The organism is Cupriavidus sp. 207A1, from assembly GCF_057798955.1.
The window spans coordinates 231,522-238,522 of the sequence record NZ_JBYOJO010000001.1 but is presented as its reverse complement, the minus strand read 5'-3'; the positions used below and the strand labels follow the sequence as shown (position 1 = coordinate 238,522).

At 69.3% G+C, this 7,001-nt stretch carries 4 protein-coding genes; 3 read left to right on the top strand and 1 reads right to left on the bottom strand.

Going from position 1 to position 7,001, the window contains the following annotated elements; genetic code table 11:
- Positions 1–108: 108 nt before the first annotated feature.
- A complete protein-coding gene (locus AC3FMM_RS01085) occupies positions 109–2,472 on the top strand; it encodes an acetamidase/formamidase family protein (protein ID WP_414248472.1) in 2,364 nt (787 codons plus the stop codon).
- Between the two features lie 82 nt (positions 2,473–2,554).
- A complete protein-coding gene (locus AC3FMM_RS01080) occupies positions 2,555–3,052 on the top strand; it encodes a hypothetical protein (protein WP_115682322.1) in 498 nt (165 codons plus the stop codon).
- A gap of 9 nt (positions 3,053–3,061) precedes the next feature.
- Here the strand turns inward: AC3FMM_RS01080 and AC3FMM_RS01075 are convergent, their stop codons facing one another.
- Positions 3,062–3,493, bottom strand: coding sequence for a hypothetical protein (locus tag AC3FMM_RS01075; protein WP_115712190.1), 432 nt, complete (start codon positions 3,491–3,493; stop codon positions 3,062–3,064).
- 409 nt (positions 3,494–3,902) lie between these two features.
- Here AC3FMM_RS01075 and AC3FMM_RS01070 point away from each other — a divergent pair, with 409 nt between their 5' ends.
- A complete protein-coding gene (locus AC3FMM_RS01070) occupies positions 3,903–6,998 on the top strand; it encodes an acetoacetate--CoA ligase (RefSeq protein WP_115712188.1) in 3,096 nt (1,031 codons plus the stop codon).
- Positions 6,999–7,001: the final 3 nt, after the last annotated feature.

Here is a 7,001-nt window from a genome sequence, read left to right as displayed (position 1 = left end):
TTCGGGCCGCCCCCCCGTGCCCCCCCCCCCCGCCCCCCCCCCCCCCCGCCCCCCCCCCCCCCCCCCCCCCCCCCGGCGCTGTGGCAGTCAGACGCCAGGGAGGCTCCATTGCATCTGCAGCGTTTTTCCACCGAAGCGTATCCGCGCAACCGGCGCGGCGCCGCATGGCGCGACGAACTCAGGGCCGCGCGCCTGCAGTGCGAGAGCCTGTGCGCGGACCACACCCTGCACGGCACGATCCAGTCGCGCACCACGCCTGCCGGCATCGGGCTGACCTGCATCGCGTCGGTTCCGCAGACGCTGGCCATCACTGCCGGCGACGGCCGCGGCCTGATGCTGCTGATGCTGACCGAAGGTGAAGCCCACCTCGCCAGCCCGGACCTGCGCGAGCCGCTGCGTCCCGGCCAGGTGGTCTGCGTGCCCGAGCACGCGGCGCGCAAGGTCGCGCTGACCAGCGGCTTCCGCCTGCTGATCGTGCATATCGGGCAAGCCTTGCTGAATGCGCGCATCACCGCGCCGTTGCCGCGCTCCGCGCTGGTGCTGGACGGCGACGCGGCGGAACTGTTCGCGCGCCTGCTGCAGTCCATGGCGGCCAGCATCGACACCCTGGTGTCCGCCGACGACCGCGCGGTGCAGCCCTTCGACAGCACCATCGTCGCCTGCCTGGGCGCGGCCCTGTCGGACAACCAGCCGAGCGCGCCGGCGGACATGACGCCGTCGCGCGCGGCGGTATTCGCGCGGGTCTGCAGCCGCATCGACGCGCGCCTGGCCGAGCCCGAGCTCAGCCTCAGCGCCATCGCCGCGGACGAACACATGTCGGCGCGCTACCTGCAGAAGCTGTTCGAGAAGTCCGGCAGCAGCTTTTCCGCCTACCTGCGCACCAGCCGGCTGGAGCGGTGCCGCGCCGACCTGGGCAATGCGCAGTACGACAAGCTCTCGGTCTCCGACATCTGCTATCGCTGGGGCTTCAACGATCCTTCGCACTTCAGCCACGCGTTTCGCGAGCAGTTCGGGATCTCGCCGCGCGCCTACCGCGAGCAGGCCGCGGGCACCCCCGCGCAGCGCCCGCCGCTGAATGTGTCGCGCGGGCTGCCGGCCGATGCCAGACGCGGCCCCGCGCCACAGCGCGCCCCGGCCAACGACGGTGCGCGCGCACGCGCGCTGCCCGCGCCGTCCGTGGTCCCCATCACCCAGGCCCGCTCGCACGCGGCGCGTCCGGAAGGCCGCCACCACTGGCTGCAGGCCACCGACAAGACCGTGCACTGGGGCTACCTGAGCCACCAACTGCCGCCCGTGCTGGAAGTGATGTCGGGCGACACCGTCACCATCGAAACGCTGACCCAGCACGCGTCGGACGACCGCGAGCGCATGATCGACGGCGACCCCGGCGCCGAAAGCGTGTTCCACTGGACCGCCGAGCAGAAGAATGTCGACCGCCGCGGCGCCGGTCCCATTGACGCGTCGGTCTACGGGCGCGGTGCCGGCGAGGGTTTCGGCGTGCATATCTGCACCGGCCCGGTCGCGGTACGCGGCGCCATGCCCGGCGACGTGCTGGAGGTGCGCATCCTCGACGTGCGCCCGCGCCCGTGCGCCAACCCCCGCTTTGCCGGCCGCGCCTTCGGCAGCAATGCCGCCACCTGGTGGGGCTTCCACTACCGCGACATGCTGACCGAGCCGCGCGAGCGCGAAGTGGTGACGGTGTTCGAGATCGACTGCGAACGCGCCGACGGCTGCGCCCGCGCCGTCTACAGCTTCCGCTGGACGCCGCAGCGCGATCCGTTCGGCGTGCTGCATCCCACCATCGACTATCCCGGCGTCCCGGTCGACCACGACACCATCGTCAAGAACCACGACGTGCTGCGCGATATCGAGATCCCGATCCGGCCGCACTTCGGCGTGATCGCGGTCGCGCCCGCGCAGGACGGCCTGATCGACTCGATCCCGCCCTCCAGCTTCGCCGGCAACCTCGACAACTGGCGCGTCACGCGCGGCGCCAGCGTGTACCTGAAGGTGGCGGTGCCGGGCGCGCTGCTGTCGATCGGCGATCCGCATGCCTCGCAGGGCGATTCCGAGCTGTGCGGCACCGCCATCGAATGCTCGCTGACCGGTGAGTTCCAGCTGATCCTGCACAAGAGCACCATGATCGAACGCGGCGCGCCGTTCGCGGACCTGAGCTATCCGCTGGTGGAGACCGCCGACGAATGGATCCTGCATGGCTTCAGCTCGCCCAACCACCTGACCGAGCTGGGCCAGATGGCGCAAAGCCACATCTACCTGAAGTCCACGCTGGACGACGCCATGCGCGATGCGTTCCGCAAGACGCGCCGCTTCCTGATGACGGTCAAGGGGCTGAGCGAGGACGAGGCGGTGACGCTGATCTCGGTGGCGGTGGATTTCGGCATCACGCAGGTAGTGAACGGCAACTGGGGCGTGCACGCCATCATCAGGAAGGCCTTGTTTACGCGATCGTAAGGGTCTGCGATGAAGGGCGCGGGGGCCTGCTGCCGGGCCCTATAGTATTCTCGCGGGTTCCCCGACCCGTACCACGAGATTGATGCCACACACCGAAGACGCGCTGCCCGAGCACGAAGCCTCAGCCATCCACGAACCGCGCCTGTGGCGCGACAAGGGCTGGACCGCCCGCGTGATCAAGAACGAGGATGGTGAAGGCTGGGCGGTCGAGATGATCCGCGACGGCAGCGCCGAGCCGGCGCTGGTCGGCCCCTGGACCATGGGACGCAACAAGGTCGACCCCAAGCCGCTCGATGCCACCGCGCACCAGACCCTGGTCAAGACCGCCTCGGAAGTGATCCGGCGCCATGAGCAGCAGTTGCACGCGCAGCTGAACAAGCAGGTCAGCATCGAAGCCGAAGCCGGCAGCGTGACCGTGAAGCTGGCGATCACGCCCGATGAGTTCGAGCCCTTCGGCACGCTGAGCGCCGAGGATGCCTTCGGCGAGGTGCTGGCCAGCATCAAGGTGCGGCCCGACTTCCGGCTGACGCGCGACAGCGCCGAGCGCTGGGCCGCCAGCGGCTTCGACAAGATTCGCTAGCCCGGACGGTTACTTGCGCAGCCGCAACAGCTCGGCGTAGGAGACCAGCTTGCTTTTCTCCTTGGCCAGCGTTTTGGTCTTGGCAGCCGGGCGCTTCGGCTGGCCGCGCTCGAACTTGGCGGCAGCGCGTTCGTCTTCACGCGCGTAGGTGCGCGCGGACCTGGCTTCGGCCTTCAGCCGCTCCGCTTCCAGCCGCGCGGCGCTGCGTTCCTCGCGCGCAATATCCTGCGCGGCCGACATGATTTCGGCCCGCAGCAGGTTGCGTCTCTGCCTGGCGGCGGCACGGGCCGCCTGCAGTTCTTCCTTGCGCTGCCGCAGCCAGTCCCTGCGGTTGACCGGCGCGGGCCTGGCTTCCGCCGGCACGCTCAGGCGCAGGGCCCGGCTGAGCGAGACCTGGTCGGTCCGCCGTGCGCGCCGCGGCGTTTCCTTCCCATTACTCACGCTGCATGACTCTCCTGACACCGCACGGGTGCCGCCTGCGTCTCGTCTATGGATGTCGTCGAAACCATTCACCAACCTTACCACAGCGACAAAAGCCGCTTGCCCGGTTTCCAGGGCAGCGAAGTGCGATGGCAATCCGCGTTGTCCGCACTATCCGGTATCGGATTCATCACACGCCACGGGGCTGGAATCTAGTGGCGGGGGCAAGGTCATCCGCTGATACGGGCCAGCGAACGATCCTGAACGCCGTGCCAGCACGCGCGCCGCGGCGCAAGCGAGCCCTGCACGACGCCCGCCTGCCAGTCATGCGTGCGATGACGCACAGACCAGAATTCGCCAGCCATTAATCTCGACCCCATGAACGCGCCATCACTTCGAATGGCGTGCGCCGGTCTCTCAGGAGCATCGGATGGATCGATTTTATTTGTTGGACGCCTCGTTCTGCCCGAGCGTCAACCAGGGTCGCACTCCCATTTGCGTCAGCTCGCCCGAGCGCGCCGTGGCGTCGCAGATGACCGCGTTTACCGCGGCGCTGCAGGCGTGTACCGGCCAGTCGTTCCACCGCTACGGCGCGCTGCACGATTTCTCGGTACGGGAATACCGGACATTCTGGCGCTGCTTCCTGCAGTGGTCAGAGGGGCTGGCGTGGTCGGGCAGCCCAGAGCCGGTCTGCGTCGGCGACGATTGCGAACATGCCCGCTTCTTCCCGAACCTGTTGCTGAACTACGCGGACAACCTGCTCGGGCTGGAAGTCGCGGGCCCTGACGCACCGGCGCTGACCGCATGCCACGCCGATGGCCGGCGTGAACGCCTGACTCGCGGCGAACTGCGCGAGCGTGTCGCGCGCGCGGCACATGCCTTGTCGCAACTGGGGCTGCGCGAAGGGGATCGCGTGGTGGCCGTGATGCGCAACGACGCCGAGGCCATCGTCGCCGCGCTGGCCGTGACCGCGCTCGGCGCCACGCTGTCCACCGCCGCCGCCGAGATGAGCGTCGAAACCCTGCTCGACCGCTTCGCCCCGCTGGCACCGCGGTTGCTGCTCGCGCACACCGCGCAGCGCGCCTTCGACACCGGCATCCCGCTGGCGGACAACGTCGCCGGCCTGGCTGCCGCGCTGCCTTCGCTGCAGGGCATCATCCAACTCGACGACGGCGCCTTGCCGGCCACCGTCAGCCAGCCGGTCCATGCGCTGGCGGACCTGATCGGCCGTGGCGATGCGGCGCAGTTCTCCTTCCAGCGCTTTGCGTTCAACCATCCGCTTTTCATCATGTTTTCGTCGGGCACCACCGGCAAGCCCAAGTGCATCGTGCACGGCGCCGGCGGCAGCCTGCTGGAGCACCTGAAGGAGCACCGGCTGCATTCCGACCTGCGGCCCGGCGACCGCATGTACTTCCACACCACCTGCGCGTGGATGATGTGGAACTGGCAGCTGTCGGCACTGGCGTCCGGGGTCGAGATCGTCACCTATGACGGCCCGATCGCCACGGTCGACGCGTTGTGGCGGCTGGTTGCGCAAGAGCGCGTCACGGTGTTCGGCACCAGTCCCGCCTACCTGAAGATGTGCGAGGACGCCGGCCTGGTGCCTGGCCAGCAGTTCGACCTGGGCGCACTTCGCGCGATGATGTCGACCGGATCGGTGCTGTTCGATGCGCAGTTCGAATGGGTGCGCGATCACGTCAAGGCGCTGCCGTTGCAGTCGATCTCCGGCGGCACCGACATCCTCGGCTGCTTCGTGCTGGGCAATCCGAACCTGCCGGTCTATGCGGGCGAAGCGCAGTGCAAGAGCCTGGCGCTCGATGTGCAGGCGTGGGAACACGGCGCGCCCACCAGCGGCATCGGCGAGCTGGTGTGCGCCAACCCGTTCCCGTCGCGGCCGCTGGGCTTCTATGGCGACGTCGACGGCCAGGGCTTCCACAAGGCGTATTTTTCGGCCAACGCGGGCGTGTGGACCCACGGCGACCGGATCGAGTTTCCGCCCGAAGGCACGGCGCGGCTGCATGGCCGTTCCGACGGCGTGCTCAATGTGCGCGGCGTCAACGTCGGGCCGGGCGAGATCTATCGGGTGCTGCGCGATATCCCGCAGATCCGCGAGGCGATGGTGGTCGAGCAGCGCGCGCAAACGGCACCGCCCGACCGCACCCACGCGCAGCGGTACGAGCAACGCATGGTGCTGCTGCTGGTCTTGCAGCACGGCGTCGCGCTGACCGGCGCGCTCGCCGCGCACGTGCGCCGCGAACTGGCGCGCCGCGCCTCGCCCACCCATGTGCCCGACCGCATCCTGGCCGTGCCTGAGCTGCCGGCCACGCATAACGGCAAACTGTCCGAAGCGGCAGCGCGCAATGCGGTCAACGGCCTGCCGGTGGGCAACGCCTCAGCGTTGCGCAATCCGGACTGCCTCGACGCCATCCGCAATCATCCGGCCCTGAACCTGGCGGCGCGCGAACTGCCCGCGCCCGGCACATCGCGCGAGCAGCTCGAACGTCATCTGCAGGCGCTGTGGGAGCGCTTGTTCGATTTCGCCCCGATCGGCCGCGACGACAATTTCTTCGACCTCGGCGGACATTCGCTGCTGGCCGCGCGGCTGCTGGCGGACGTGCACCAGTCGACCGGCCGCACGATCCCTCTGGCGACACTGCTGTTCGCGCCCACCATTGCAGGCCTGGCCGCGGCCATCGACGAAGCCGCGTCCCCGCGGACTTCGCCCAACCTGGTGCCCGTGCGCAGCGGCACCGGCTCGCCGCTGTTCCTGGTGCATGGCGCGAGCGGCTCGGTGATGGAGTGCTGGGGCATGGTCAACGCGCTGCGCACTTCGCGCCCGGTGTATGGGCTGCAGGCACGCGGCCTTGACGGCGAACAGCCGACGCAGCGGCGTGTCGAGGACATGGCGGCCAGCTATATCGAACAGATCCGCAGCCTGCAGCCGCGCGGTCCCTACGCGCTGGCCGGCTACTCGTTCGGCGGGCTGGTGGTGTACGAGATGGCGCAACAGCTGACCCGCGCCGGCGAGCAGGTCGAGCTGCTGTGCCTGCTCGACACCTATGTCTGCGAGCACTTCCTGCCGTGGCGCACCTGGATGCGCTACTGCTGGAACTATCCCGGCTGGCAGCTGCGCAAGCTGCGCGCGGTGCCGGCGGCACAGCGCGTGCGCTACCTTAAATACGCGCTGCGCCGGGCCGCGGAAGGTGTCGGCATGCGCCGCGGCGGCATCACCTGCAAGCCCGACGCGTTTACCGAATCGCTGCCGCCGGCACTGCGGCAGGTGCGCGAGACCATGGTGCGCGCCATGACGACCTATCGGCCGCGGCCGTACCATGCCAGCCCGGTGCTCTACCTGCGCGCCGCGGTCAGGCAGCAGCAGCGCGGCGATCCGCTGTCGCTGTGGCGGCGCGTTGCGCTGGGCGGCCTGACCATTGCCGAGGTGCCCTGCAGCCATTTCGACCTGGTGCTCGAACCCAACCTGCAGGCGGTGGCGGCGATCCTGGACGAAGGGCTGGCGGGCGCGTGACGC

Bases quoted from the DNA above. Each gene is read 5' to 3' on its own strand.
- AC3FMM_RS01080 (WP_115682322.1), top strand. From the start codon at position 2,555: ATGCCACACACCGAAGACGCGCTGCCCGAGCACGAAGCCTCAGCCATC.
- AC3FMM_RS01070 (WP_115712188.1), top strand. From the start codon at position 3,903: ATGGATCGATTTTATTTGTTGGACGCCTCGTTCTGCCCGAGCGTCAAC.